Source organism: Bacteroidales bacterium (genome assembly GCA_013314715.1).
Lineage (GTDB): Bacteria > Bacteroidota > Bacteroidia > Bacteroidales > GWA2-32-17 > Ch61.
Genome location: JABUFC010000033.1, coordinates 15,018 through 39,557, shown reverse-complemented (window position 1 = coordinate 39,557; position 24,540 = coordinate 15,018). Strand labels below are relative to the sequence as shown.

At 32.8% G+C, this 24,540-nt stretch carries 23 protein-coding genes and 1 tRNA gene; 12 read left to right on the top strand and 12 right to left on the bottom strand.

All coding sequences use genetic code 11. The annotated features are described in order from the left end of the window. From HPY79_08755 to gcvH, 5 genes are all read right to left on the bottom strand, one after another. Nucleotides 1–1,211 (bottom strand): Na/Pi cotransporter family protein (locus HPY79_08755; GenBank protein NSW45887.1); only part of this gene is annotated, 1,211 nt, incomplete at its 3' end. A gap of 2 nt (nucleotides 1,212–1,213) precedes the next feature. Further along, complete coding sequence (locus HPY79_08750) at nucleotides 1,214–1,528, bottom strand: DUF59 domain-containing protein (protein ID NSW45886.1); 315 nt, start codon at nucleotides 1,526–1,528, stop codon at nucleotides 1,214–1,216. 3 nt (nucleotides 1,529–1,531) lie between these two features. Beyond that, nucleotides 1,532–1,960: a SufE family protein gene (locus HPY79_08745; GenBank protein NSW45885.1), complete on the bottom strand. Its 429-nt coding sequence runs from the start codon at nucleotides 1,958–1,960 to the stop codon at nucleotides 1,532–1,534. Continuing rightward, complete coding sequence (locus tag HPY79_08740; GenBank protein ID NSW45884.1) at nucleotides 1,960–3,177, bottom strand: cysteine desulfurase; 1,218 nt, start codon at nucleotides 3,175–3,177, stop codon at nucleotides 1,960–1,962. Before HPY79_08740 ends, HPY79_08745 begins: the two co-directional genes overlap by 1 nt. Nucleotides 3,178–3,301: 124 nt before the next feature. Continuing rightward, complete coding sequence (gene gcvH / locus HPY79_08735) at nucleotides 3,302–3,679, bottom strand: glycine cleavage system protein GcvH (GenBank protein ID NSW45883.1); 378 nt, start codon at nucleotides 3,677–3,679, stop codon at nucleotides 3,302–3,304. 59 nt (nucleotides 3,680–3,738) lie between these two features. On the opposite strand from gcvH, the gene fumC reads away from it, so the two are divergent. The 3 genes from fumC to HPY79_08720 all read left to right on the top strand — a co-directional run bounded on the left by fumC (nucleotide 3,739) and on the right by HPY79_08720 (nucleotide 6,979). Next, entirely contained in the window at nucleotides 3,739–5,169 is a 1,431-nt protein-coding gene (gene fumC / locus HPY79_08730) for a class II fumarate hydratase (protein NSW45882.1), read from the top strand. Nucleotides 5,170–5,317: 148 nt separating this feature from the next. Further along, nucleotides 5,318–6,067 carry a DUF4412 domain-containing protein gene (locus tag HPY79_08725; GenBank protein NSW45881.1) on the top strand — a complete coding sequence of 250 codons (750 nt, stop codon included), beginning with the start codon at nucleotides 5,318–5,320 and terminating at the stop codon, nucleotides 6,065–6,067. 84 nt (nucleotides 6,068–6,151) lie between these two features. Then, nucleotides 6,152–6,979, top strand: a complete 828-nt coding sequence (locus tag HPY79_08720; protein ID NSW45880.1) for a toxin-antitoxin system YwqK family antitoxin — start codon at nucleotides 6,152–6,154, stop codon at nucleotides 6,977–6,979. On the opposite strand, the gene HPY79_08715 is transcribed toward HPY79_08720, so the two are convergent. After that, a complete protein-coding gene (locus tag HPY79_08715; protein NSW45879.1) occupies nucleotides 6,976–7,836 on the bottom strand; it encodes a cyanophycinase in 861 nt (286 codons plus the stop codon). The genes HPY79_08720 and HPY79_08715 overlap by 4 nt on opposite strands. A gap of 268 nt (nucleotides 7,837–8,104) precedes the next feature. Here HPY79_08715 and HPY79_08710 point away from each other — a divergent pair. The 5 genes from HPY79_08710 to rlmD all read left to right on the top strand — a co-directional run bounded on the left by HPY79_08710 (nucleotide 8,105) and on the right by rlmD (nucleotide 13,419). Then, nucleotides 8,105–8,188, top strand: a tRNA-Leu gene (locus tag HPY79_08710). A gap of 33 nt (nucleotides 8,189–8,221) precedes the next feature. Further along, nucleotides 8,222–8,656 carry a dCMP deaminase family protein gene (locus HPY79_08705; protein NSW45878.1) on the top strand — a complete coding sequence of 145 codons (435 nt, stop codon included), beginning with the start codon at nucleotides 8,222–8,224 and terminating at the stop codon, nucleotides 8,654–8,656. Further along, complete coding sequence (locus HPY79_08700) at nucleotides 8,649–10,250, top strand: PDZ domain-containing protein (GenBank protein NSW45877.1); 1,602 nt, start codon at nucleotides 8,649–8,651, stop codon at nucleotides 10,248–10,250. Before HPY79_08705 ends, HPY79_08700 begins: the two co-directional genes overlap by 8 nt. Nucleotides 10,251–10,339: 89 nt before the next feature. After that, entirely contained in the window at nucleotides 10,340–12,022 is a 1,683-nt protein-coding gene (locus HPY79_08695; protein NSW45876.1) for a T9SS type A sorting domain-containing protein, read from the top strand. Between the two features lie 56 nt (nucleotides 12,023–12,078). Further along, nucleotides 12,079–13,419, top strand: a complete 1,341-nt coding sequence (rlmD, locus tag HPY79_08690; protein NSW45875.1) for a 23S rRNA (uracil(1939)-C(5))-methyltransferase RlmD — start codon at nucleotides 12,079–12,081, stop codon at nucleotides 13,417–13,419. On the opposite strand, the gene HPY79_08685 is transcribed toward rlmD, so the two are convergent. Further along, complete coding sequence (locus tag HPY79_08685; GenBank protein ID NSW45874.1) at nucleotides 13,405–15,681, bottom strand: bifunctional (p)ppGpp synthetase/guanosine-3',5'-bis(diphosphate) 3'-pyrophosphohydrolase; 2,277 nt, start codon at nucleotides 15,679–15,681, stop codon at nucleotides 13,405–13,407. The genes rlmD and HPY79_08685 overlap by 15 nt on opposite strands. A 141-nt stretch (nucleotides 15,682–15,822) precedes the next feature. On the opposite strand from HPY79_08685, the gene HPY79_08680 reads away from it, so the two are divergent. Then, the gene (locus HPY79_08680) at nucleotides 15,823–18,027 is read left to right on the top strand and encodes a S46 family peptidase (protein ID NSW45873.1); all 2,205 of its coding nucleotides are present in this window, start codon (nucleotides 15,823–15,825) and stop codon (nucleotides 18,025–18,027) included. Between the two features lie 93 nt (nucleotides 18,028–18,120). On the opposite strand, the gene lpdA is transcribed toward HPY79_08680, so the two are convergent. The 5 genes from lpdA to HPY79_08655 form a co-directional block, all read right to left on the bottom strand. Then, nucleotides 18,121–19,509 (bottom strand): dihydrolipoyl dehydrogenase, encoded by a 1,389-nt coding sequence (gene lpdA / locus HPY79_08675; protein NSW45872.1) that lies wholly within the window; start codon nucleotides 19,507–19,509, stop codon nucleotides 18,121–18,123. Between the two features lie 185 nt (nucleotides 19,510–19,694). Beyond that, nucleotides 19,695–20,030 (bottom strand): hypothetical protein, encoded by a 336-nt coding sequence (locus tag HPY79_08670; protein ID NSW45871.1) that lies wholly within the window; start codon nucleotides 20,028–20,030, stop codon nucleotides 19,695–19,697. 66 nt (nucleotides 20,031–20,096) lie between these two features. After that, entirely contained in the window at nucleotides 20,097–21,011 is a 915-nt protein-coding gene (locus HPY79_08665) for a YihY/virulence factor BrkB family protein (GenBank protein NSW45870.1), read from the bottom strand. Further along, entirely contained in the window at nucleotides 21,008–21,859 is an 852-nt protein-coding gene (gene nadC, locus HPY79_08660; GenBank protein ID NSW45869.1) for a carboxylating nicotinate-nucleotide diphosphorylase, read from the bottom strand. Before nadC ends, HPY79_08665 begins: the two co-directional genes overlap by 4 nt. Further along, on the bottom strand, nucleotides 21,852–22,238 hold the full coding sequence (locus tag HPY79_08655; GenBank protein ID NSW45868.1) for a DUF4783 domain-containing protein: 387 nt from the start codon (nucleotides 22,236–22,238) through the stop codon (nucleotides 21,852–21,854). Before HPY79_08655 ends, nadC begins: the two co-directional genes overlap by 8 nt. A gap of 196 nt (nucleotides 22,239–22,434) precedes the next feature. Here HPY79_08655 and HPY79_08650 point away from each other — a divergent pair, with 196 nt between their 5' ends. Genes HPY79_08650 through HPY79_08640 form a run of 3 tightly spaced genes read left to right on the top strand, consistent with a single transcriptional unit; the run spans nucleotide 22,435 to nucleotide 24,499 of the window. Then, a complete protein-coding gene (locus tag HPY79_08650; GenBank protein ID NSW45867.1) occupies nucleotides 22,435–23,094 on the top strand; it encodes a phosphoadenylyl-sulfate reductase in 660 nt (219 codons plus the stop codon). A 16-nt stretch (nucleotides 23,095–23,110) separates the two neighbouring features. Beyond that, on the top strand, nucleotides 23,111–24,037 hold the full coding sequence (locus HPY79_08645) for an SDR family oxidoreductase (GenBank protein ID NSW45866.1): 927 nt from the start codon (nucleotides 23,111–23,113) through the stop codon (nucleotides 24,035–24,037). A gap of 36 nt (nucleotides 24,038–24,073) precedes the next feature. Beyond that, a complete protein-coding gene (locus HPY79_08640) occupies nucleotides 24,074–24,499 on the top strand; it encodes a SoxR reducing system RseC family protein (protein NSW45865.1) in 426 nt (141 codons plus the stop codon). Nucleotides 24,500–24,540: the final 41 nt, after the last annotated feature.

Genomic DNA, 24,540 nt, shown 5'->3' with positions numbered 1-24,540 from the left:
ATAATATACATTATGGTATGAGCATTGGCAATAAGGTGGGGTAAACTAACATTTTCAGAGAAAAAAGTAGATATTGAAACAACCCATTGAGTGTAAGTCGGAATCCAGAACATAAAAAGCAAAGCCCCAATTATTCGATAAATTAAATGAAAATATGCTGTTGCTTTTGCTTCGTTTGAAATATTAGCAATATTCAAAAAAACCGGTACTGAAGTGCCAATATTGGAACCAATAAATAAAGCTATCGAAGCTTCTAATGTTAATAAATTAAGAGAACCGAGCATGATAAGTATTCCAATAAAAGCACTTGCACTTTGAGTAATAGAAGTAAATAAAATTCCAACCAAAACAGCCCAAAACGGATTAGACATCTGTTCTAAAAAATGTAATATTTCAGGAACAGTTTTTATTGAAAATGCTGCTTGCGACATTATTTGCAAACCCAAATATAATAAACCTAAACCTGTAAAAATTTGTCCTAAACGTTTCAAAAATGATTTCTTAGTAAGAAATGAAAATACAAAACCAATAGCAATAAGGAATAACGAATAGGAATTAATTTGTAACGCTATGAGTTGTAAAGTTACTGTAGTTCCTAATGCTGCACCTACAATAATTCCAAGTGATTGTCGAAATGACATGAGTTGATTGTCAACTAATTTGGCAAGAAAAATACTTACAGCTGAACTACTTTGCATAATAGTAGTCAAAACAACCCCTGTATTGATAGACGTAACGGCATTTCGCGAAAATCGCTGAATTAATTTATGAAGTCGATGCCCCATAAGGCGAATAAACCCATCGCTCATAAAATTGATACCAAAAAGAAACATTCCTAATCCCCCAAGAATGCTAAAAAGAGTCCAAAGCCACCATAACGAAGAACGTACAATAATGGTAATACCTGTAATTTCTGTTATGGTTGATTTTGTATGGGTAGCAAAAAAAACATAGCTCCCTTTTTGCTGTAGGTTTTTGATTAAATATCGCCCCTTTGCTATGGGTTGAAATTGAATCATTTTATTGGTGGAAAACACACCTATACTATCTGGTAAATAAGTCGAATAATCGACAATTAGGCTATCGATGGTATTCGTTACATAAATACTGTCGGTACTTTTATCAAATCGAACTGCGTAAACAACCTTACTCGCTTCAGATTGAGAAGCAATGTTCAGTAAAAAAATAAGTATAAATAAAAATTTGTGCATTTTTAAATAAGTCCCAGATCAAGGCGGGCTTCGTCACTCATCATGCTTTTATCCCAAGGTGGATCAAAAACTATATTGAGCATTACCGACGATACCCCTTCAATGGCTTTAGTTTTATCGTAAATTTCCTGCAACATGCCATCTACCATCGGACAATTAGGCGAAGTAAGGGTCATTTTAATTTCGACCTTAGCTTCGTCATCTATTAAAATTTCGTAAATAAGTCCCAGATCGTAAATGTTTACGGGTATTTCAGGGTCAAAAACAGTTTTTAAGGTTTCTACAATTTTTGCAGAAAGCTCATCTTTATTAACCATAGCTTAAAGATTATATTTTGTTTTATAGGCCAGTGCATACATCTTTATTTGCTTAATCATAGAAGTTAAGCCATTGGAACGGGTTGGCGATAAATGCGATGCAAGCCCAATTTTTTCTACAAACCAAAGCTCTGTATTAAGAATATCGTTGGGGCTTTGACCTGATAACACTCTTAATAACAATGCAATAATGCCTTTGGTTATAATGGCATCGCTATCGGCATAAAAATATAATTTGCCGTCTATGTATTCAGCTCCTAACCAAACTTGCGATTGGCAACCCTGAATAAGATTTTCTTTGGCTCTGTATTCTTCTTTGAATGGAGGTAACGTTTTGGCTAATTCTATGATGTAGTTATATTTTTCCATCCAGTCGCTAAATGCTTCAAACTCTTCTACAATTTCTTGCTGTAATTCTTCTATTGTTTTCATTAGGCAAATAATTTTTTTACTTTTTCTAAAGATTCTACCAAATAATCAACCTCTTCTTTTGTATTATAAAAACTAAAAGAGGCTCTTACAGTTCCGTCAATGCCAAAAAACTTCATTAAGGGTTGAGTGCAATGGTTACCGGTTCTTACAGCAATGTCCATTTTATCGAGCATCATACCACAATCGAAGGGATGAATATTACCTAATAAAAATGAAATAATACTAGAACGTTTTTCGGCTGTTCCAATAATTCTTATGTCTTCGATGGCTTGTATTTTACTTAATGCATATTGATAAAGTTCATCTTCGTATGCAAGCAAGTGGTTTCTGTTTTTATCTTCGAGATATTTTAATGCTGAAGCAAGTCCCACAGCGCCAATAAAGTTGGTAGTTCCGGCTTCAAATTTAAAGGGTAAGTCGTTGTAAGTCGTTTTCTCGAAGGTTACGGTTTTTATCATATCGCCACCACCTTTGTAGGGAGGAAGTTTTTCAAGCCATTTTTCTTTGCCATATAAAACACCAATGCCAGTTGGACCGTATATTTTGTGTCCAGAAAAAACATAAAAATCGCAATCTAACTGCTGAACATCAACCATCTGATGTTGTATTCCCTGTGCACCATCAATCATAACGGGTATATTGCGGGTATGGGCATAGTCGATAATTTCTTTAATCGGGTTAATGGTACCTAGTGAGTTAGAAATATGACTGATGGCAATTAGTTTTGTTTTATCGTTGATGACAGAATTTAGTGCAATCAAATTTAACTCTCCACTAAATTTTAATGGCAAAACTTTTAGTTTAGCATTTTTTCGTTCGCAAAGCATTTGCCAAGGAACAATGTTGCTATGATGTTCCATGGCTGAAACAACTATTTCATCACCTTCGTGTATAAATGCTTCGCCAAACGAAAATGCTAATAAATTAATAGACTCGGTTGTTCCAGATGTGAAAATAACTTCATGGCTGTGCTGAGCGTTGATAAATTGTTTTACTGTCTTGCGAGCACTTTCGTATGCTTCTGTCATTTTTTCGCTTAAAAAATGAACACCGCGATGTATGTTGCTGTTATATTTTGCGTAAAATTCGCTTGTGGTATCAATTACTTGTTGCGGTTTTTGAGTTGTGGCTGCATTATCGAGATACACAATAGTTCTATGATAGGATTTTTGATGTAATATCGGAAAATCTGCCCTAATCGATTCAATGTTTATCATGCTAAATTGAATTATTTTGAGTGTGCAAGTTAAAAATTTTTAGACTAAAAAAGAAAGAATACAGAATTAATAAACAATTAAAGCCGCTTTAAGCGGCTTTAAATATTTTAAAATTACAAAAAAATTAACCTAATTGAGCTTTGTATTGCTCAGGGGTTAACAACTCATCGTATTCTGATTCGTTTGTAATTTCAATTTTTATCATCCAACCTTCACCATAAGGATCTTTGTTTATTAAATCGGGGTTAGAATCGAGTTTTTCATTTTTTTCAATTACTTTTCCCGAAACTGGCATATACGAATCAGAAACTGTTTTAACAGCTTCAATGGTACCAAAAGCATCACCTTTTGATAAGGTTTCACCAACGGTTTCGATTTCAACGAAAACAACATCGCCCAATTCACTTTGAGCAAAATCGGTAACGCCTACATAACCAATGTTACCTTCTTTTCTGATCCATTCATGATCTTTGGTGTACTTTAAATTTGCTGGAATATTCATTTTTATTCAGTTTTAATTTTTAACGTTCCAAAGGTATATATTTTTATAATACAGTATTCATGTTTTTTGTCATTGTATTGAAATTTGTATTATTTTTGAAAAAAAAAAATATGAGAATCGAAAAAGATACCATGGGAACCGTTGAAGTTCCAGATGACAAATATTGGGGAGCTCAAACCCAACGTTCGGTTAATAATTTTAAAATTGGTGGCGATTTAATGCCAATAGAAATTATTTATGCTATGGCTATTGTTAAAAAAGCTGCAGCTATAACCAATTATGAGTTAGGCAAATTGCCCGAAGATAAAAAAAACTTAATTGTTCAGGTTTGCGATGAAATATTAGCCGGAAAACTCAATGAGCATTTTCCATTAGTAGTTTGGCAAACCGGTAGTGGAACGCAAACCAATATGAATTTGAACGAAGTTATTGCTAATCGTGCCCATGTGTTAATGGGAAATAAATTAGGCGAAGGCAAAACATACTTACATCCTAATGACGATGTAAATAAATCGCAAAGTTCGAACGATACTTTTCCAACGGCTATGCACATAGCAGCTTATCAAGTATTAGTAAATAAAACTTTGCCTGCCTTAAAATATTTACGCGATACATTGCAAAAAAAATCGAACGATTTTAAAGATATAATAAAAATAGGTAGAACACATTGGATGGATGCTACACCACTTACCTTAGGACAAGAATTCTCTGGATATGTGGCAATGCTTAATCACTCAATTGAAGCTATTGAGAATACACTTCCACATTTAGCAGAATTAGGTTTAGGTGGAACTGCGGTAGGTACTGGATTAAATGCTCCCAAAGGTTTTGCTGAACGTGTGGCTCAAGTTATTGCCGAAATTACAAATTTGCCTTTTGTAACGGCAGCCAATAAGTTTGAATCTTTAGCTTCGCATAATCCAATGGTAGAGTTGAGCGGTGCATTAAAGCAAACAGCCTCTGTTTTAAACAAAATTGCGAATGATATACGTATTATGGCATCCGGACCTCGCAGTGGAATTGGTGAACTTATTATTCCTGAAAATGAACCAGGTAGCTCCATTATGCCAGGTAAAGTTAATCCCACCCAAATTGAAGCATTAACCATGGTCTGCATGCAAGTAATTGCAAACGACACCGCTATCGTTTTAGGAGATTTAAATGGCTTTTTTGAACTAAATGTATATAAACCACTTATTATTTATAATATTTTACGCTCCTTGCATTTATTAGCCGATGCTTGTATTTCTTTTAACGACAATTGTGCTATTGGAATTGAACCAAATTTACCTGCATTAAAACATCATTTAGAAAATTCGCTTATGTTAGTAACAGCTTTAAATCCTTATATTGGATACGAAAATGCTGCCAAAATAGCTAAAAAAGCTCATTCTGAAAACAAAACATTAAGACAAGCTGCTATTGAATTAGGTTTTGTTACAGATGAGCAATTTAATCAATGGGTAGACCCAAAAAATATGGTTCAATAATATATTAGACTTATATTTTTTAAGTTTCATCAAAAAATATAAGGTTTTCGTCAATATTTAATAACTTTTTTATTGTTTTCGTTGTATAAAAATTAGAATTTGTCAAAAATCTTAAATAGTACATGTTTTTTTACTATAATTTTGTAGCATGAAAAGAATATTTACATACATAGTTCCTGCTATAATAATCATTATTACTATCCTCATTATAACGCATTGTAATCCTGTTACAGGCGACAATAAAATAACAAAAATAGATAGTGCTCCAAAACCCAAGTTAGCTGCTTTGACTATAAGAAAAGATGTTCCTCCAGTATTTACCAATAATTTTAATGGAAATTTTCAACTTGTTGAAAAAAGCTTATTCGACACAGTTGTATATAACATATACGTATTTAATAATAAAGTAAGAATTGATAAAATTCAATCAAACATAAATAAAGAATCGACCATAATAAATTTAGAATTAAAAGAAGTAATTATACTAAATCATCAAGCTCGATTATATACAACTCAGATTTTTTCAGAAGAAAAAACAGAAATAGATAGTAATTATAAAATAATTAAAACAGAAAATGAAAAAACTATATTAGGTATAAGATGCAAACAATGGAGAGTAAAAAATGTAAAAGAAAATACTGAAGTTACATATTGGATGGCAACCAATAACGAATATGGTTTTTATTATTATCTTACCAAGATTTGGAACCCCAATATCAAAACCCATAAATATTATCAAATTATTCCTAATTCATTTGGATTTTTACCTTTTGAAGCAGTAGAAAGAAGCTTACTTAGAGATATAAAAAATACTATGATTATTACACAAATAGATAAAAATATAAAAGATACAAGCATCTTTACTATTCCTAGTACGTACGCAATTTACACAAATTAATTTTATAACTTTAAAATTTTGGAACTATTTTTGAAACCAAAATGAATAACTTACGTTTAAAAGAGCGTTAAATAGTTTTTATTGATGTATAAAAAAATAATAATCATAATACTTATATTAAATTCTGCTATCGTATTTGCTCAAAAGGACACATTAAACCAAACAGATAGTGATGGTAAGCAACATGGTTATTGGATTATTACCGAAAATGGCACAAAAAGCGAAGAAGGTCGCTTTGAGCACGGTATTAAAGTAGGAGTATGGAAAGCTTACTTCTCATCTGGAAAAATAAAGTCGATGATTACATACCAATCAGGAAAGCCTAATGGTTATGCAAAATTTTTTTATGAAAATGGTAATGTAAGCGAAGAAGGCATATGGAAAGAAAATAAATGGGTAGGCGATTACAAATATTATCATCCTAATGGTAATCCGGCATACGAATGGAAATATAGCGAAGCTGGAAAGCGAACCGGAATACAAAAGTATTATCATGAAAATGGAAAAATAATGATAGAAGGTGAATGGAAAGAAGGAAAAGAAAATGGTACCATTCGAGAATTCGATAAAAATGGAAAATTGATAGCAGAGAAAACATTTAACGATGGACAATTAGATGTTGCTTCGGTTAAAATATATACTCCAACGATAGAGCAAAAACAAGAGCCGGAGCAAAAACAAGAAGTTAAAGTAGTACAAGAAGTACAACATCAAAATACAGAAGTAGGTATTTTTGATGGTAATGGTTTTCATAAAACATATACTAAAGATGGAAAGCTCGATCGCGAAGGAGAATGGAAAAATGGCCGCTTAATTGATGGTAAAAAATATTTTTATGACGAAACAGGCAAACTAATTAAAACAACTATCTATAAAAATGGTAATGTTGTAAATATTATTTACAATAATTAAATATAAGCACCTGGTATTACAAATCGTTGGTCGTAAGTATAAGCATCATCGTTAATTACCGAAGTTTGTGGTTTAATAACCATCCACGAATGAAGATTAAATTTAGCTCCTTTCGATAAGAAACCAATTTTTACATTATTTATGTTATATGCTTGATTTTCTTTAATTTCATGAAAATCATTATAGGTCATTTCGTCCGAGTTAAGTAAAGTTACCATTCCACTTCCCACAACTTCAAAGTTATGATTTATATCAATAAATATGGCAGTGTCTTCGTCAAGACCAATAGCTTTTTTTTCGACGCCTAAAGCTAACATTTGAAGTAGGCGAGGAATACGTTCGCGGTTTAAAAAGTGGGTATCAACAACCATATCGTTTATAAATCCAAAACCGAGTGAATGTTTTACTTCTCCTTTAATAAAACCATGATAATCACCGTTATACAACATGTTTTCAGAAGCAGCGGCAGCACCGGCACTAGTGCCTGCAACGATTATTTTATTTGAATGATATAACGATATAATTGTTTCTAAAAGAGCAGAACCTTTAAGGGTCTCTACTAATTTTACTTGGTCACCACCAGAAAAAAATACTAAATGAGCTTGTTTAATAGCTTCAATATGTTCAGGACGGTCGCACTCATCAGGATAACGGATATCGAGCGATTTAAAATTCTCAACATGAAGCTTATGAAAGGCATCTCTGTAATTTAATTCAACTTCGTGAGGATAATTAGAAGCCGTAGGTATTAAAACAATATTTTTGCTATGAGCTGCTTGGGCAACCTTTGATAATATTTCAAGTTTATCGGTCTTATCTTCTGCACCACCTATTAAAATTAGCTTAGTATTTTCCATAACTGAACTGATACCACAAAGATAAATGAAATAAATTTAAGTGCCATATAACAATAGATTAATTTTATTGACAAGTGTACGTTGTTTGTCAAAACCTTGCTAATCGATGAATTGTAGAAATAATCATTAATTTATTAACATTTTTAATTAGCCTTTAAAAGGCTTTAAAAATTAATGGATGTTATTTACAAATGTTGAAAATATATAGTGTATAGATTTGAAAAATTAAAAATATTGATTAATTTTGCGGCGTTCTTTGTATAGAATAGCCCGGATGGCGGAATTGGTAGACGCGCTGGTCTCAAACACCAGTGGGATCAAACCCATGCCGGTTCGACCCCGGCTCCGGGTACAAAAAAATAGCCCTCTAATGGAGGGTTTTTTTATGAATGAAAAACAACTAAATCTCGACAAACGTTATTTGTCCATGGCAAAGATATGGGCAGAAAACTCATATTGTAATAGACGTAAAGTGGGTGCTATAATTGTTAAAAACAAAATGATTATTTCTGATGGGTATAATGGTACGCCATCGGGATTCGAAAATAAATGCGAAGACGAAAATAACGTTACCTTTCCTTATGTGCTCCATGCCGAAGCTAATGCTATTACCAAAGTTGCAAAGTCTAACAATAGCAGCGAAGGAGCTACTTTATATGTAACAACCTCTCCATGTTTAGAGTGTTCTAAATTAATAATACAATCGGGAATTAAAAGAGTTGTTTTTTGCGATTTATATCATAATCAAGATGGTTTGGAGCTTCTCCAAAAAGCAGGTGTAGAAGTTAATTATATACCTTTAGACAAAATCAATGAATAAAAAAACATTAATTTATTTACCTATTATTATTGCTTTTAGTCTCTGCATTGGAATGTGGATAGGTAAAATTTATTTCAAAAACTCTTTCGATAATTTATTACTTGACAATATTAGTTCAAAAAATATAAAAATAGACCCAATAAATAAATTGCAATCAATTTTATATTATATACAGAATGAATATGTCGATACAATCAATACAGATTCCTTAATAAATAAGGCGATTATTGCATTATTACAACAACTTGATCCACATTCCATTTACATCACTCCTGCTGAATATGAAGAAATGAACGACCCATTAGAAGGCGAATTTGATGGAATAGGTGTGGAGTTTAGTATTCAAAACGATACCATCGTTATCATGAATACAATTATTGGGGGACCATCGGAAAAGTTGGGAATTATGGCAGGCGATAGAATCATAAAGGTAAATGATAGTACAGTGGCTGGGATTGGCATTACGAATAATAAAGTAATGAAATTGTTGAAAGGACCGAAAGGAACAAAAGTAAAAGTTAGTGTAAAACGTGGAAAGTTGCCAAAATTATTACATTTTACTATTATTCGCGATAAAATTCCCATGTATAGTATAGATGCAGCAATGATTACGGCACCTAAAGTGGGATATATTAAAATAGCTCGATTTGCTAAAACAACACCCGACGAATTTCATGAAGCTCTCACAAAATTATTGAATTCCGGAATGCAAAAATTAATAATTGATGTAAGAGGTAATGGAGGTGGTTATATGGATGCTGCTATAAGCATTGCCGATGAGTTTCTAAAAAAAGGTGAATTAATTGTTTATACCGAAGGAAAGGCACAACCAAAACACGAATATAAAGCAACCGATTTTGGTATCGCCGAAAATATTAAATTAGTTGTTTTAATAGATGAATGGTCGGCTTCGGCTAGTGAAATATTAGCAGGCGCCATTCAAGATAATGATAGAGGATTTATTATAGGAAGAAAATCATTCGGAAAAGGCTTAGTACAAGAACCTATTACTTTTAACGATGGTAGCTCAATACGATTAACTATTGCACGCTACCATACTCCTAGCGGTAGATGCATACAACGAAGTTATAAAACTGCAATGGAAAAATATTATACCGACATCCTTTTTAGATCTGATAGCCTCGATAGTGTTGACCTTAAAACAGCTCCCAAATATAGAACTAAGAAAGGCAGAATTGTTTATGGTAACGGTGGTATAACGCCCGATTTTAAGGTAAGTTTTAATAATAAAGAGTTGCCTGACTTTTTTTATAAAATAGCCGATCAATCGCTTATTTATCAATTTGCTTTTTATTATAGCGATCAGCATCGTTCTGAATTTAAAAAGTTTAACTCATGGAAGCAATTAGACTTACACTTACAAAACTCAAATTTATCGACAGAATTTATTAAATATATTAATAAATATGGATTTAATCCTACGATGAAAGATTGGGATAAGGTTAAACAGATTGTTATAAACCAATTGCGAGCTTATATTATACGAAACATATTTGATGACGAAGGTTTTTATAGTATAATTTTAGAAAGCGATGATGCTTATAAAAAGGCATTACAAGTGTTAAATTATTAAACCAATGCAACCAATAAATATATTTGGTAGTCTTAAATAAAATTATTTACTTTGCAATTAAATTTATGTTTAACTAAAACTTTTATTCTATGAAAAAAATCTACGTTTTATTTGCTTTAATCGTAATGAGCGGCGTTATTTTTGCTCAAACCAAACGCGTAAGCAACAACCCAATTTCATCAAAAGAAATTGTACATGTTTTGAATCAACCTGCTAGCCCTAAAGCTATTGTTGACTCTTTACATTATGATGGCGATCCTTTTACTGCTATTGGCACAAACTCTGCTGATACTTTTGCAGTATTTGCTTTCTTTCCTGCTTCGGTTTTATCCGCTCACAATAGTTTAGGTAATACTATTACACAAGTTAAAGTATATATTAATGGTGTTACCAATGTTGTTTCTGCAAAAATTAAATTTTATTCAAATCAAACAACTGAAGTTTTAAGTCAAGCTTTTACTGCAGTAGAAGGATGGAATGTTGTAACTTTAACAACTCCATTTGCTATTCCAGCAACTGATTTATACATTGGTTATGAAGTTATTGCAAATGGTGGATATCCACTAGGTTGCGATGCAGGTCCAGTTAATAGCAATGCTAATTGGATGTTATGGGGTGGTTCATGGTATCATTTAACTGATTTAAGTTCTACTTTAACCTATAATTGGAATATTCGTGCTATGGTTGAGGGTACTGCTTTAACAACTCCTATTGCTAGTTGTACTCCTACAACATGGGATGCTGGTACTATTGCAAATAATACAACAACTACATCACCTGCTTTCACATTATCCAATGTTGGTGGTGGTACTTTAACTGCATCAGCTGTTAATGGTTTATCGGGAACTCCTTTTACATGTTCGTTAGTTCCAGCTAATGTAAATTTAAATGCTGGTGAATCTACTTCGTTTACATTTTCATACAACCCAACAACAGCTGGAACACACACAGCAACCGCTACTATCGTTACCAATGGTGGTGATATAACTGTAAACTTAACCGGTACTGCCGTTAACTGTACAGCTATTAACACTTTTCCATGGACAGAAAGCTTTGAAGGAACAACCTTTGCTCCTGAATGCTGGAGTAATTTAGATGTTGATGGTGATAATAACAAATGGGAAACCAGAAATGCTTCAACACAAGGTTGGAGAATATATGATGGTGATGTTGCTGCTGTTTCGGCTTCATGGACTTCGGCTAGCGGAGCTCTTACTCCTAATAACTATTTAATTACTCCACAATTAACTATTGCTAATGCTAATATGGTTTTAAAATGCCACATTGCACCACAAGATCCTGATTGGCCAGCTGAATATTTTGGTGTAGAAGTTTCTACAACTGGAAATGCTCCTGCTAATTTTACAAGCATTTATACTTATACTTTAACAGCTGCTGATACTGTTTACAAAGAAGTTATGCTTCCTTTAGCTGCTTACAACGGTCAAAATATTTACATTGCTTTCCGTCATTACAATTGCACCGATATGTTCTACATGCTACTTGACAAAGTTGAAGTTTATGAAAATAGCAATGTAAATACAAATAATTTGAGCAATGTTTTTGTATATCCCAACCCTGTAGTGAATACTTTAACCGTTGCAAACGACAATGCTTTAAGCATTGAAATTTTCAACCTCAATGGACAAAAAGTTGCTGAATTCAACAACACCAATACTGCCAATGTAGCTAACTTAGCTCAAGGTACTTATATGGTTAAAGTTGTTACAAATAACAATGTAACTACTCAAAAAATTAATATTGTTCGCTAATTTTTTAATCAAAAATAATAAAGGCTGTTCGGAAACGAGCAGCCTTTTTTTATTCTATGTTAACAAATAGACCTATTATTGGACCTATTGAAGTAAATGAGCTTCATTCTTCGGGTAAGGGTATTGCTTATTGGAATGATAAAGCTTATTACATTCCCTTTGCAATCCCAAATGAACAATATTTATTACAAACCGAAAACAGAAGACTTGGCTTTAGAACAGCTCGAATAATTAAAATTGAAAAAGCTAGCGAATTTAGAGTTAAACCATCTTGTCCCTATTATTTTGAATGTGGTGGATGTAATTTTATGCATATAGAATATGAACAACAACTTAATTTAAAAAAACTATTATTACAAAATGCTCTTAATAAATACAAAGTAAATTATTTAGTGTCTGAAATAATGGCATCACCCGCTCCTTTGCATTATAGAAATAAAGCATCATATCAAATCCGTATTCGTCAGGGAAAACTTTTAATAGGATTTCATCCTGAATGGAATAAAAATGAGATTGTTGAAATAGATTCATGTTACTTGCTTAAACCTGTTATAAATAAGTATTTTAATAAATTAAAATATATTTTAAATGAGTTTAATAATCATAAACCACTTGAAAATTTTTTAAGTTTAACTATTAGAGCTAATGATTATGATCAAATAATGATTTTATTAGAACTTTTAAAAAAACCTAATGAATTTGAAATAGATGTATTAAAAGCTATAAAAAAAATTATAAGTAAAGGTGATTCTATTTACTATTATATTAAAAGCAATAATAAATATTCATGGCCTGAATATTATTTAATGGATGATACTGAGCCTTATCTTTACGAGGAAATAAATCAAGTAAAATTACGAATAAGTCCATTTACTTTTTTTCAAAATAACAAAGCAATAACTGAACTTATTGTAAACGAAATAAAAAGACTTATTCCTTTTGATTCGGTATTATTGATGTATGATTTATACAGTGGTAATGGCACATTATCATTACCATTAGTTTATGATCGTTCAATAAAATTAATTGGGATTGAAGGAAATCCTATGGCAATTGAAGATGCAAAAGTAAATTCTCAGCATAATCCTTTACATTTGTACATTGTAGGAGATGTGTTAGCTACATTTAATGATAAATTAATAAAAAAGTATGATAAACCTTCGTTAATATTGTTAGATCCTCCTCGGAGTGGAACGTTAATTGAGATACAAAAGAATATAATAGCATCAGGAACTACTTATATTGTTTATGTAAGTTGTAATCATGTATCGTTAGCGTGGAATTTATCGCAATTAATTTCCGATTACAATATTATTTTTCTAAAAATATTTGATATGTTTCCACAAACTCATCAAATGGAAACTTTGGTGGTATTAAAAAAATCAAAGTTTTTGTAATATTGTTTGTATTTCAGTATCGTTTTCGGGTATATCAATGCGTTTTACAGATTTAACTCCATTAATTTTTTTCATTTTTTTCATAAGCTCGTTCAAGTCGTATGCATCGTGTATATATAAATCGATAAGTCCTTGAAATATGCCATTGCTTGCATCGAAAATAACAGATTTCATGTTTATCTCTAATTCATTAGATAGTAAATGAGTAATAGAATTTACAATACCAATATTATCAATGCCAATAAGTTTAATGCGTACAATAAATGAGAGTACTTTTTTTGAAACCCATTCAACGGTAACAATTTGGTCGCCGTGGTTGGCCATAATTTTAAGGGCTTTGTCGCAATCTTTTTTATGTATTACTACTTTATTAGATGATATTAAATGTCCAATAACTTCGTCGCCAGGTATGGGTTTGCAGCATTGTGCTATGCTAAAATTTTGATTATTGATTTCTTCGTTAACAATAAATGTTTTTTTTCGGTCAATAGGGGTTAAAGCATCGTCTTGTTTGTTTCCATCTGGGGCTTTTAGGAAGGGAAGTTTCGATGTTGTTTTGGTTATTTGTAATTTCCAATAACGAATCCATTTATTCCGCGTACGTTGTTGAATTATTTTTTTGATATTACTTAAATCAGCTTCGCCACTTCCAATTTTATAGTATAAATCTTCTTTATTATATTCTCCGTAATGAATATATAATTGTTTAAAAATTTTACTATTTAAAGTTATGTTTAATTCTTTTGCTTTTTCTTCAAGTAATTCTTTACCTTTATTTATCTTTAATCGGCGTTCGTTTTTAAATTTTGATTTTATACGAGATTTAGCTTTAGCAGTAACTACAAAGTCGAGCCATTCTTTTTTAGGGGTTTGTATATCTGAAGTTAGAATTTCAACTTGGTCGCCACTAGAAAGAACATGATTAAGAGGAACAAGTTTAAAGTTAACCTTAGCGCCAATAGCATGATCACCTATTTCTGAGTGAATTTCGTATGCAAAATCGAGGGCAGTACTGCCTTTGGGCATACGTTTTAAGAGTCCTTTGGGGGTAAATACAAATATTTCTGACGAGAATAAGTTCATTTTAAATTCGTCAATAAACTCGAGTGCATTTTCGCTGTTATTTTCAAGTAATTCTCTAATTTTTTTTATCCATTTATCGAGTTCAGATTCTTCGCCTCCGTCTTTGTATTTCCAATGTGCTGCATAACCTTTTTCTGCAATTTCGTCCATGCGTTTGGAACGTATTTGCACTTCGACCCAACGTCCCTTTGGTCCCATTACAGTGGTGTGTAGGGCCTCGTAACCATTCGCTTTAGGAGTGCTTATCCAGTCGCGTAAACGATCGGGTTTAGGTTTGTAAATATCTGTTACCATTGAATATATGGCCCAACATTGAGTTTTTTCGTTCATGGTTTCCTGAGGTTCAAAAACTATGCGAACGGCAAAAATGTCGTACACCTCTTCAAAAGGAACACCTTTTTTTTCCATTTTGGTATGAATGGAATAAACCGATTTTGGGCGGCCCGAAATGGTATAATTAATTCCTGTAGTATTGAGTCGTTCAATAATGGGTTCACAAAATTCGTTAATATAAGCTTGACGTTCTTCTTCGCTGGCTTGTATTTTTCTTAAAATTTCGTTATATACGCCTGGATGTTGATGTTTTAACGATAAGTCTTCTAGTTCAGTTTTAATTGCATAAAGCCCTAAACGGTGTGCAAGAGGAGCATATAAGTAAAGTGTTTCAGCTGCTATTTTCATTTTTTTGTATTCGGGCATTGAGTCGAGCGTTCGCATGTTGTGTAAACGATCGGCTAATTTTATTAGTATTACACGTACATCGTCTGATAGTGTTAATAGCATTTTTTTAAAATTCTCTGCTTGAATGGAGTTAGTACCTTGGTCAAAAACATTCGATATTTTGGTAAGACCATCTATAATTTTAGCTACTTTGTCGCCAAAAAGTTGTCGGATATCTTCGAGTGTATAATCGGTATCTTCAACCACATCATGAAGCAAGGCACATATGAAAGAAGTAGCACCTAATCCAATTTCTTCAGTTGCAATTTTTGCGACTGCCAAGGGATGGTATAAGTAGGGTTCGCCGCTTTTTCGACGCATGTTTTCGTGAGCTTTAAAAGCTAAATCGTAAGCTTTGCGTATTTGAGCTTTATCTTCATCTGAACGGCAGCGATGGCAATTAGTTAATATTTCTTCAAATGTTTGATCCAGAGCAATTTTTTCTTCAGCAGTTATCATAATTACTTTTATTTCTCACTATATGCAAAGATAGCTAAAATTAGTTTTTTATTTTGTAACTATTTTTAACGATTTTCGTCATAAGCACATATTATAAAACTTATTACATTTGGGCAAATGTTTAACTAAAAAAAATGTAACATGAAATTTCTTAAATTATTTTTTGTTAGCCTTTTTATAGGCTTATTTACATTGTTTTCAAAGGCAGATGAAGGAATGTGGATTCCTAGTCTTATTGGAAAGCTTAATTATGCTGATATGCAAAAATTGGGTTGTAAACTAACCCCAGAAGAAATTTACAGTATTAATCATTCGTCAATTAAAGATGCTATTTTTCAACTTGGTCATGAACAAAATGGTGAATTTTCAGGCTTTTGTACTGCCGAAATGGTAAGTGGAAAAGGTTTACTTTTTACCAATCATCATTGCGGATATGATGCTATTGCTAAATTATCGACTGTTGAGCACGATTATTTAGCTAATGGATTTTGGGCTAAAAATATGAGCGAAGAACTTTCGGCAGAAGGGTTATGTGCATCGCACCTTATACGCATCGAAGATGTTACAGCTCGCGTTCTTGAAGGTGTAAAAGACGATATGAAAGAAGAAGAGCGTACCGCTGCTATTCGTAAAGCTATCGCTGCTATTGAAAAAGAAGCAAAAGAAGGAAATGGATATAGTGCAAAAGTAAAACAATTTTTTGCCGGAAATGAATATTATCTATTTGTATATGAAGTTTTTAGAGATGTAAGACTTGTAGGGGCTCCTCCGTCCAGTATTGGTAAATTTGGGGGTGATACCGACAATTGGATGTGGCCTCGTCATACTGGCGATTTCTCTATTTTCCGTGTTTATATGAGTGCCGATGGAAAACCAGCAACTTACAATAAAGATAATGTCCCTTATGCTCCATTATATCATTTAAATATTTCTATTAAGGGAATTAAGCCCAACGATTTTACTATGATTATGGGGTATCCCGGGCAAACGGAACGTTATTTAACCGCATCGGGAATGGAATACAAACGCGATGTTTATAATCCTACTTTAGTGAAGTTAGTTGGTAAAAAACTCGAAGTATGGAAAAAATACATGGATGCATCGAAAGAAGTTAAAATTGCTTTAGCAAGCGATTATGCTAGTTTAGCTAATGGTTACAAACTTTGGCAAGGTGAAATGGTTACCCTTCAAAAAACCGATGCCGTTGCTCAACGTTCTATGTATGACCAAAAATTACAAGAATGGATTAATGCAGATGCCGAAAGAATGGCAATGTATGGTAACATTATAAATGATTATAAAGAAAGCTACAAAGCTATTTCTGAACCTATTACCCATTTAATTTATTTTTCGTTTGGAATATTACAAGGAAGTTCGCAAATAATGGCAATTCAACCTTTTCTTTCATTAGAACCACTTCTAAAGGATAAAAAAGCTAACGAAAAACAAATAAACGAAACTATATCACAGCTTAAAGAACATGCTGCTGAAATGTTTAAAGGATATTATCCCGAAATAGATAAAGAAGCTTTTAAAGCATTATTGTTAGCATATTTAAAGGATATCCCCAAAGATAAACAACTTAGTTATTTTACAACAGATTTTGTTAAAAACTTTAAAGGTAAAACGGACGAAGAACGCGTTAATAACTTTTTAAATGTAATTTATACCAAAAGTATCTTTACCGATAAAACCAGAATGGATAAGTTTTTGTCAAATCCAAGTGAGTCAGCACTTTCAAAAGATCCATTGTTAATATTTCAAAAATCGGTTTTAGGTGAATATCAATTTAAACTTATACCAGCATATCAATCTGCAAATTCGAAATTTAGAGTATTAGATAGAAAATACTTTAAAGCAATACGTCAATTTGAACCCAATAAAGCATTTTATCCCGATGCCAACAGTACATTTCGCTTAACTTATGGCACTGTTCAGCCTTATAAACCCAAGGATGCTGTTTACTACAACTACATTACTTATCTTGATGGTGTAATTGAAAAAATGGATAATACCAATCCTGAATTTATGGTAGATGCTCGATTAGTAGAATTATACAATAAAAAAGATTTTGGACGTTATGCTGATGAAACCGGAAAATTGCCAGTTGCTTTTTTGTCCGATAACGATATTACTGGTGGTAATTCGGGAAGCCCTATTATGAATGCCAATGGTGAACTTATTGGAATTGCATTTGATGGAAATTGGGATTGGTTATGCAGTAATTTTATTTATAGCAAAGAACTGCAACGTACGATTAATGTTGATGTGCGTTATGTTTTATGGGTTATTGAAAAATTTGCCGGAGCAACTAACATTATTGATGAATTAACTATTAAAGGTTAAAAATTCTATTAAATAAATAAAAAGAGGCTGTTAATTGTTGACAGCCTCTTTTTTTATTCAATTTTTTAAAAATCCTTGAATATAAATACGCTTCTAAAGATGTATGACTTCTCCATAAGCGGCAGCGGCAGCTTCCATAATAGCTTCGCTCATTGTGGGATGCGGGTGAATAGATTTTATTAGCTCATGTCCAGTAGTTTCAAGTGTTTTTGATACAACAAGTTCGGCTATCATTTCGGTAACATTCAAACCTATGAGGTGTGCACCTAACAATTCACCATATTTTGCATCGAATATGAGTTTTACAAATCCATCGCTATTGCCGGCAGCTTTGGCTTTGCCTGAAGCTGAATAGGGAAATTTTCCAATTTTTATTTCGTAACCTTGTTCAATAGCTTGTTTTTCGGTTAAGCCGACTGAGGCCACTTCGGGTGTGGTGTAAATGCAGCTAGGAATATTTTTGTAATTTACCGGTACAGGATTTTTACCGGCTATGTGTTCTACACAGCATATACCTTCGGCTGAGGCAACGTGAGCCAGCGCTGGTCCATGAACAATGTCGCCAATGGCATAAACACCTTTTACGTTTGTTTCGTAAAATGGATTAACCTTGATTTTACCTTTTTCTAATTCGATACCGAGCTCTTCGATGCCAATGTTTTCGAGGTTGGGTGTAACGCCAACAGCCGATAAAACTACTTCAGCTTCAATAATTTTTGTTCCTTGTTTAGTTTCAACTGTAACTTTGCAATCACTTCCACTGGTGTCAACTGCCGTAACATTCCCTTCGGTTATTATTTCTATGCCTTCTTTTTTAAACGAACGTGCCAGCGTTTTACTTACTTCTTCGTCTTCTAATGGAATAATGTTGGGCAAAAATTCAACAATGGTAACTTTTGTGCCCATGGCGTTGTAGAAATAAGCAAACTCGGAGCCTATTGCACCTGAGCCTACTACTACCATTGATTTGGGTAAATAAGGCATAGTTAATGCTTCGCGATATCCAATTATTTTTTTTCCGTCTTGCTTCATGTGTGGTAATTCTTTCGAACGAGCTCCGGTAGCTAAAATAATATGATGGGCTGTATATTCTTCGGATGTTCCGTCTGCTTTTATTACTACTACAGTATTGTTGTTAGCCAATTTGCCAAAACCTTGAATAATATCAATTTTATTTTTTTTGAATAAAAATTGAATACCTTTGCTCATAGCATCGGCAACGCCACGACTGCGGGCAACAACCTTTTGAAAATCCGGACGGGCATCGTTTACCATAATTCCAAATTCTTCGGCATGTTTGGCATAGTGATAAACTTGGGCACTTTTTAACAATGCTTTAGTGGGTATGCATCCCCAATTGAGACAAATACCACCCACTTCTGATTTTTCTATAACGGCAGTTTTCATGCCTAATTGCGATGCTCTAATGGCAGCTACATATCCTCCGGGACCGCTGCCAATAATTATTAAATCGTATTGCATAATGCTTATTTTTGTTTGAGCAAACCTACATAAATATTTATAAAAGAACAAAGACTTTTTTATTCATTTTAAATACTTCAATTTTTCATTTCAATTTTTTGAAGTTTTAATGTTTTGATATGTGATTTAATATAAAAAGGCCGTCTTTTTGAGACAGCCTTTTTATACCAAGATATATGAATTGTTTACTTTTCACTTTTAAAGCTAAATTTTACATAGAAATTTTCTCCGACAAAGTCTTTAAATTTCTTAACGACAAAATTTTCAAGTTTTTGTTTAACATGTTCGGTAAAAGTAGGATTACCATTGATTTCTTTAACTTTAATTTTACCATTTTCGGTAATTTCAAAATTTACTGCTACAATTTCAGAATTTTCGATTTTAGTATTTTGTGGGAAATCCATGGTTGCAGAAATCTGTTTTATGATATTTTTTTTGGGCGGAACTGTGATGGTAGCCGAAAATAAATTTATTGTAAAACAGAAAAAAACAGTAATAATTAAAAAATGTTTTGTTTTCATAAGACATTCGATTTTAGTTGTTTTGTCTTATGACGTTGTCGTTAAAAAAAAAGTTACAAAAAATATTTATTTAGGTAGTGCCTCTGTTTGTTTTTTGTTTTTAGTGTGTCGAATACTCCAGTTCAACTCATAGCCAATAAGTAAGGCAAGTGAATTGAAATATATCCACAACATCAGAACAATGAGTGTACCTAACGATCCGTAAACTTTATTGTATTGTCCAAAGTTATTAACATAATACGAAAATCCTAACGAAATAAGTAAAACTAGAATGGTAGCAGTAGTAGATCCAGCCGAAATGATACGGAATTTCGATTTTCGGGCAGGGGCGAAATAATACAAAAATGAAATAGAAAAGAAAAATGACGAAAGAACAATCAACCATTTTGCAAGTATTAGCAAGTAAAGCAATATTTTTGTTTTTATAATGTCTTGTTCCATCAAAAAGTTAAAAAACGATTGACTAAATATAAGTAAAGCAACTGATACAATAATTAACGTAGAAAAAATAATCAACAATATAAAGGCAACCCCTCTCCGTTGAAGCCAGTTGCGATTATCGTATGTGAGTTCGGTAGCATTAAAAGCCGTTATGAGTGCATTCATCCCGTTGGTAGCAAAATACAAAGTAGAAATAAAACCAAACGAAAGCAATCCTGCTCGTTTGTGTTGTATAATATCTATAATGGTGCTTCTAATAGTAAGATAGGCATTAACAGGCATAACCTCTTTTAATAATTTTAGCAATTCGTGCGTAAAATCTGGAATTGGTATATAAGCAAGTGCTGAAAAGAAAAAAATAAGTGCTGGAATTAGAGCCAGGAACATATTATAAGCAATAGAAGATGCTCTGACAGTTAGAGCCGATTTGCCCAAGCTCTTTATTAGAAACGAAAAAACATCAAAAATAGGTTGACCATCGAAACCTGGTAAAGATATATTTTTTAAAACAAAAAGGATTTTATGTATTTTATCCTTCATTTAAATGATGCTTTTAGACTAAGGTCGAGGCTTTTAATGTGATGTGTAAGTGCTCCTATGCTAATAAAATCAACACCACAAAGAGCATATTCGCGAACATTTTCGAGCGTGATACCTCCGCTCGATTCTACTTCTAAACGTCCATTTATGATAGAAACTGCCTTGCGTGTGTTTTCGAAATTAAAATTATCGAGTAGAATTCGTTGTATGCCTCCTGCGTTTAATATTTCTTCAACATCGGTAATAGTTCGAGCTTCTACTTCAATAGGTATTTGTAAATGATGCTTTTCGAGAAACGCTTTAACTTTTTGAATGGCTGGTGTAATTCCACCCACAAAATCAATATGATTGTCTTTAATCATAACCATATCGTAAAGTCCGAAGCGATGGTTTTGACCACCGCCAATGCGAACAGCTTCTTTTTCGAAAAAGCGAAAGCCGGGTGTGGTCTTACGGGTATCGAGAATTTTGGCTTTAGTGCCTTCAATGGCTTTTACATATTGATGGGTTACGGTTGCTATGCCACTCATGCGTTGCATGATATTAAGAATGAGTCTTTCGGCTTTTAGCAAGTTTTGAACATGGGCTTCGACTTCAAAAGCTATTTCTTTATGACCCTTACAGTAAGAACCATCGTTTAGAAAAATATTAAATCGACATGATGGATCGAGGTAATTAAAAATGTCTTGGGCTATTTCGACACCGGCTAAGATACCTTCTTCTTTAACGTATAATAACGCTTTACCTATAAGATTTTCGGGAATAATGGCTAATGAAGTATAATCACCACTTCCAACGTCTTCGTTTAAAGCATTGTCGATAAATGCTTTAATCTGCTCGTTAATCATTTTCTTTTTCTATTCTGAACTGATGAATAAATGCTGTTTTGGATTGTCCTTTAATTAAAATGGAAATACGATAATTGCCGGTAGAGGTTGTAAGTTTACCAACATAATATTGAGCATCTTCTTTGCCTCCTCTGTGAATAATGGTAAAATTGGAAGGAATATTTTTTGCAAAAAAATCTTTTAATAAACTTTCTGCTTGTGTTTTGCTGTAAATATCTTGTTTGTCAAGAATGGTCAAATCGACATTTATATTAAAGCTTTTTGTGAGTTCGGTTGCATTGCCATTTTTAATAGCATTGCTTATAGAAGCAGGAAGTTCTGTTTGAGCCACTAAGACTGTGGTAAACAGGATCATAAAAAATGATAAGAGCGTTTTCATATACAATAAAATTAAGGTTACAAAATATAAACTTATATAAGCACAAAGATATATCAAAAAATACACCAATTGTAAAAGTTTAATAAAAATATTTGTGTTAATATCAAAACAATAATGGCTATTATTAAAAAAACTGTTTATAATAGTCTATCAATTTTGTAGGAAAAAATAGTTATTTTTGCAAAAATATTATTGTATGACTTTTGAAGAAATAGAACGCAGGATAAAATTATACAAACATCAGGAAAAGAAACTCTTTGCTACTTCTTCTTTTCAGACTCAGAGTGTGGTTTTGCTTCATATTATTAGCCGTATCGACCATACGATTCCCATTTATTTTATAAACACCGGTTATTTATTTCCTGAAACGATAACGTATAAAGATGAATTGGTGCGTTTATTTAATTTGAGGGTGATCGATTTAAAACCACAGGTTCCTAAAATATTGCAGCGTGATGCTAAAGGCAATTTGCTTTTTACCAGCGATCCTGACTATTGTTGTTATTTGAATAAAATTCAACCGTTAGATCCCATTTTAGCCGATTACGATGTGTGGATAAATGGAGTGCGAGCCGATCAGAGTAAAGTAAGAGCAGAGTTATACGAAGAAGATTTTGCACCCCACAATGTTATACGTTTTCATCCTATGCTCGATTGGACTAAACAAATGGTTTATCAGTATATTCGTGAGCATAATCTTCCACGTCATCCGCTTGACGATAAAGGTTATGTAAGCATTGGCTGTGAGCCTTGTACTGCAAAGATTTCACTCGAAGACGATGAGCGTGCAGGGCGTTGGAAAGGTTTAAAAAAGAACGAATGTGGTTTAAATACCGATTTGGTGATTAAAAAGTAGATTAAAATAATTACAGATGAACATATTAGTTACCGGAGGTGCCGGATATATCGGAACAGAACTTATACGCCAATTGGTGTTAATGCCCGAAGTGGAACAAGTTATTTTATACGACAACCTAAGCCGTGGCAATTACAATATTTTTTTGCATTCGGGAATTAAGCGTGGAAAAGTAAAATTTGTCAAAGGCGAACTGCTCGATTCGCGAACCTTAAAAAATGTTGTAAAAGATGTAGATATAGTTTACCACTTGGCAGCTCGTGTTTCTACTCCTTTGTCGAACGAGAGTTCACATTTGTTTGAACAGGTGAATCACTGGGGCACTGCCGAATTGGTTTATGCCGTTGAAGAAAGTAAGGTAAAAAAGTTTGTTTATTTAAGCAGTGCTTCGGTTTACGGTGCATCGTCCGAAGAAATGACTATCGACTCAACGCCTAACCCACAATCGTTTTATGGTATATCTAAATATAGAGGCGAACAACATGTTTTGCGTCTAATGAACAAAATACCAACTTATATTTTGCGTTGTGGCAATGTTTATGGTTATGGTATAAGTATGCGTTTCGATGCCGTTATCAACCGATTTATGTTCGATGCTAGTTTTAACGGACGAATAAATATTTATGGCGATGGAATGCAACGACGTTCGTTTATTTATATTGATAAGATAACCGAAATTCTTAATCGGCTAATTTATAGTGATTTAAAACCAGGCATCTATAATGCTGTTGATAGAGTAATGCCTATTTTAGAGGTTGCTTCGGCTATTCAGGAGCTATACCCTGATATGGAAATGCTTTATATCAACCAGCATATGAAAATGCGTGAATTAGTTGTTAAACCCGACGAAAATATTCTTTCTTTGGCACAAACATCTAAACTCACCTTTAAACAAGAGTTAGAGCAAATCATGAAGCGTTTTCATGATTCGAGTCCTTTATAGGTTTTTCGAAAAAAGTGAACTAACTTTGTATCCATTATGACAGAAATAATTGATCATCCTGGAATTATTAAGGAAATAAAAGATAAACAAACCTTGATTGTCAGTATTGTTTCCACTTCTGCTTGTAATCATTGTAGTAGTAAAGAGGCTTGCACAATGTCGTTAGGCAGTGAGGCAAAAGAAAAAGAGGTGGAGGTTTTGGTGAACGATACTTCTAATTATACTATAGGTAAAAATGTTATAGTTCAAATGAATCAAAGCAATGGCAATTTGGCTGTAATGTTGAGCTATGTCGTGCCATTATTAGTAATGATAATATCTGTTTTTGTGGCTTATGGACTAAGTCATAACGAAGCTATTGCCGGATTACTAGGTTTAGTATCTTTAGTCCTTTATTATTTAATGCTATATTTTTTCAATTCAAAAATCAAAAAGCGTTTTCAGTTTAGGCTTAAAGATTAGTTTTTTTTGTCAATTTACTTTATCTTTACACCTCTAAAAAT

Excerpts from the sequence above, each read along its gene's own strand:
- HPY79_08750 (NSW45886.1), bottom strand. The coding sequence starts at position 1,528 with ATGGTTAATAAAGATGAGCTTTCTGCAAAAATTGTAGAAACCTTAAAA.
- HPY79_08745 (NSW45885.1), bottom strand. The coding sequence starts at position 1,960 with ATGAAAACAATAGAAGAATTACAGCAAGAAATTGTAGAAGAGTTTGAA.
- HPY79_08740 (NSW45884.1), bottom strand. The coding sequence starts at position 3,177 with ATGATAAACATTGAATCGATTAGGGCAGATTTTCCGATATTACATCAA.
- gcvH (NSW45883.1), bottom strand. The coding sequence starts at position 3,679 with ATGAATATTCCAGCAAATTTAAAGTACACCAAAGATCATGAATGGATC.
- fumC (NSW45882.1), top strand. The coding sequence starts at position 3,739 with ATGTTTTTTGTCATTGTATTGAAATTTGTATTATTTTTGAAAAAAAAA.
- HPY79_08725 (NSW45881.1), top strand. The coding sequence starts at position 5,318 with ATGAAAAGAATATTTACATACATAGTTCCTGCTATAATAATCATTATT.
- HPY79_08720 (NSW45880.1), top strand. The coding sequence starts at position 6,152 with ATGTATAAAAAAATAATAATCATAATACTTATATTAAATTCTGCTATC.
- HPY79_08715 (NSW45879.1), bottom strand. The coding sequence starts at position 7,836 with ATGGAAAATACTAAGCTAATTTTAATAGGTGGTGCAGAAGATAAGACC.
- HPY79_08705 (NSW45878.1), top strand. The coding sequence starts at position 8,222 with ATGAATGAAAAACAACTAAATCTCGACAAACGTTATTTGTCCATGGCA.
- HPY79_08700 (NSW45877.1), top strand. The coding sequence starts at position 8,649 with ATGAATAAAAAAACATTAATTTATTTACCTATTATTATTGCTTTTAGT.
- HPY79_08695 (NSW45876.1), top strand. The coding sequence starts at position 10,340 with ATGAAAAAAATCTACGTTTTATTTGCTTTAATCGTAATGAGCGGCGTT.
- rlmD (NSW45875.1), top strand. The coding sequence starts at position 12,079 with ATGTTAACAAATAGACCTATTATTGGACCTATTGAAGTAAATGAGCTT.
- HPY79_08685 (NSW45874.1), bottom strand. The coding sequence starts at position 15,681 with ATGATAACTGCTGAAGAAAAAATTGCTCTGGATCAAACATTTGAAGAA.
- HPY79_08680 (NSW45873.1), top strand. The coding sequence starts at position 15,823 with ATGAAATTTCTTAAATTATTTTTTGTTAGCCTTTTTATAGGCTTATTT.
- lpdA (NSW45872.1), bottom strand. The coding sequence starts at position 19,509 with ATGCAATACGATTTAATAATTATTGGCAGCGGTCCCGGAGGATATGTA.
- HPY79_08670 (NSW45871.1), bottom strand. The coding sequence starts at position 20,030 with ATGAAAACAAAACATTTTTTAATTATTACTGTTTTTTTCTGTTTTACA.
- HPY79_08665 (NSW45870.1), bottom strand. The coding sequence starts at position 21,011 with ATGAAGGATAAAATACATAAAATCCTTTTTGTTTTAAAAAATATATCT.
- nadC (NSW45869.1), bottom strand. The coding sequence starts at position 21,859 with ATGATTAACGAGCAGATTAAAGCATTTATCGACAATGCTTTAAACGAA.
- HPY79_08655 (NSW45868.1), bottom strand. The coding sequence starts at position 22,238 with ATGAAAACGCTCTTATCATTTTTTATGATCCTGTTTACCACAGTCTTA.
- HPY79_08650 (NSW45867.1), top strand. The coding sequence starts at position 22,435 with ATGACTTTTGAAGAAATAGAACGCAGGATAAAATTATACAAACATCAG.
- HPY79_08645 (NSW45866.1), top strand. The coding sequence starts at position 23,111 with ATGAACATATTAGTTACCGGAGGTGCCGGATATATCGGAACAGAACTT.
- HPY79_08640 (NSW45865.1), top strand. The coding sequence starts at position 24,074 with ATGACAGAAATAATTGATCATCCTGGAATTATTAAGGAAATAAAAGAT.